This is a genomic window from Microcoleus sp. B3-A4 (genome assembly GCF_036705385.1).
Taxonomy (GTDB): Bacteria; Cyanobacteriota; Cyanobacteriia; order Cyanobacteriales; family Microcoleaceae; genus Microcoleus.
The window spans coordinates 1-2,503 of sequence record NZ_JAUBUI010000188.1 but is presented as its reverse complement, the minus strand read 5'-3'; the positions used below and the strand labels follow the sequence as shown (position 1 = coordinate 2,503).

Below are 2,503 nucleotides of genomic sequence, written 5' to 3'. Positions count from 1 at the left end.
ACTACGAGTTAAATTTAGCAGTTCCAAAAAGCCAAACCTCGACTATAACATAAAAGTAATTCTGCAAGAGGTCTAATAGACCATAAATTTCTTGCACTAATTCCTTCGGTCTTTGAGAACGAATATGAGTTTTTCGCTCTAAGAGATGTAATTTGAGTTCATCTATTGTATTTTCGACTTCCCACCTTTGATGATATTCGCAAGCTAGTAACTTGGCGGGAAATTTTTTAGGATCCAACAAACTTGTAATCAAACGATATCTAGTTTCGGCTTCCGGCTTCTCTAAATTTTCAACTTTATACTCGACTACTCTAATTTTTATAGGTGGAAATCCTTTTTTTCGGAATTTGCCTGGTGGATAAATCAAACTCAAATAAGAACCATCTTTTTGTTGTATTTCGTTTGTGAATTTAACATTAGATGGAATTCGCCCTAAATAGTCACAACCCTTACTGACAGTAGCTTCTACCATCGCATAGGAATGTAAACCTCTATCCCACATCAACAACATTTCTTGGGTAACGGAGCGTAATAATCTTAACGCTCTTACTCTTTCTCCTATCTTATATGGACAGATTAAGGCATCGAATATTAAATGTGTTCCTGCTTCTAATAAAATGACTAATCTAGCTTTTGGAAATGCAGCTCTTGTACCTAGACGACTCCCGGGACGGCCAAAAACTCTGGCATTTTCATCACTGTCTGGGATGTCTAAGCAGGTTCCATCTATCGCTATAATTCTCAATCCCTTGAGAAAAGCTCCTACTGTTTCAACCGTAGCCATTGGTTTTACCAACTGATGAAACAACTGTGTCATTACTCCTGCTCCTAATCTTTGTCGGGCTTGACTAATAGCTGCTTTACATGGGATTTTCCAATATTTACCAGTTTTTAACCCGACTTCATTAAGGCAATCAATTAGATTTTTTAGCACATCCCGCATAGAGTCTTTTGACCACAGGCTCATTGCTATTATTAGACATACTACCAGTTGTGATGGTAGCCCGCGATGCCGTTTTTCTTTAACTTTTGTTTTGAGAATCGCCGCTTCTATTGCTGTTGATGGAATTGCTATCTCTATAGCTTTGAATATCTCCTTACTTTTGAGCTTTGGAGATTCTAATAATAATTTTTTTAAAGGCACTGTCCTTGATTTCCTTTTTTGTACCTAATACCTAGTTTACTACTTTTTCAGCCTTAAGTGAACCGTATTGCCCCAGCTACCCGGACTCAATAACCTCGATCTAGATTTGATGAAACGCTGTATTTTGATGGCGGAAACTGATGCTGGTGAAGCTATTAGATTGTTCCGTCGAGAGATGTAGCCGATCGCAATTTAGCAAATTATGTATGACGGTAGCAGCCAATAGACCGTCAGTATTTTGATGCCATCAGTTTCTCATTAAAAAAGCAGTGTTTTACAAATTAAATCAACAATTTTAGATGGACAGAGCTACCCATTCAATCCCTACATTTGACTCAATGCTCTTGCCCACAATCCAGGCTCTACAAATGCTGGGGGGCTCGGGAACTACTGAAGAGATTTATGACCGAGTAGCGCAGATTCTCAACTTACCTGACGAGGTGCTGGATATCCCACATAAAAACAAATCCCAGAGTGCTGTTGAGTATCGACTTGGTTGGAGTCGTACTTACTTGAAGAAATACGGGCTTTTACAAAATTCCTCACGTGGCGTGTGGTCTTTCGTTTCAACATCTATAGATTTTGATATTCTGGATGCAAAAGAAATTGTCAAGGTGGTTCGAGATACTGACAAGAAAAAGGTGATGCAGGCAGACAATTTAAACGAAAATCTTGTAGCAGTTGAAACTTTAGAAGAAGTTGCATGGCATCAACAACTTCATCAAATACTGCTATCACTAGAACCTTCTGCATTTGAGCGTTTGGCACAGCGCCTGCTACGTGAATCAGGCTTTATACAAGTACAGGTTACAGGTAAGTCCGCCGATGGTGGAATCGATGGTGTAGGTATTGCCCGTATTAGTGGTTTCTTGAGCTTTCATGTTCTGTTTCAGTGCAAGCGCTATCAGGGTTCGGTTACGGCTAGTCAAATTAGAGACTTCCGTGGGGCAATGCAGGGACGAACCGACAAAGGTTTATTCATTACAACTGGGACATTTACCAGAGATGCTGTCAAAGAAGCAACACGAGATGGCGCACCCCCAATAGATTTGATTGATGGTGAGCAGTTAGTTCAACGGCTAAAAGAATTGGGGCTTGGTGTCAAGATAAAAATGATTGAGTCTGTGGAAGTGGATGCTAATTGGTTTACAAAGATTTAAGCTTCTATTGTGAAAGGATCGAGCATCAGTCAATCGATCGCAAGGAATATTTGAACGTGGGTGGAGCGATCGCCTGCATACTACAGTTAGGCGATCGCTCTTTTTTTGTAAGGATTCAGGTCTTTGATTGGGGAATAAGAGAAGGCATAAATAAGTCACAAGAATGGGCAGATATAGCATCACGGAAAAAAGTCATTGC

3 protein-coding genes are annotated in these 2,503 nt (G+C 40.0%); 2 read left to right on the top strand and 1 reads right to left on the bottom strand.

All coding sequences use genetic code 11. The features are described 5' to 3' along the window. Window position 1: 1 nt before the first annotated feature. Window positions 2-1,144, bottom strand: a complete 1,143-nt coding sequence (locus QUB33_RS29175; RefSeq protein WP_333358073.1) for an IS4 family transposase — start codon at window positions 1,142-1,144, stop codon at window positions 2-4. A 338-nt stretch (window positions 1,145-1,482) separates the two neighbouring features. Here QUB33_RS29175 and QUB33_RS29170 point away from each other — a divergent pair, with 338 nt between their 5' ends. Both QUB33_RS29170 and QUB33_RS29165 read left to right on the top strand, forming a co-directional pair. Next, window positions 1,483-2,304, top strand: coding sequence for a restriction endonuclease (locus QUB33_RS29170; RefSeq protein WP_333358068.1), 822 nt, complete (start codon window positions 1,483-1,485; stop codon window positions 2,302-2,304). Next, window positions 2,286-2,503 (top strand): hypothetical protein (locus QUB33_RS29165; protein ID WP_333358065.1); only part of this gene is annotated, 218 nt, incomplete at its 3' end. The genes QUB33_RS29170 and QUB33_RS29165, both read left to right, overlap by 19 nt.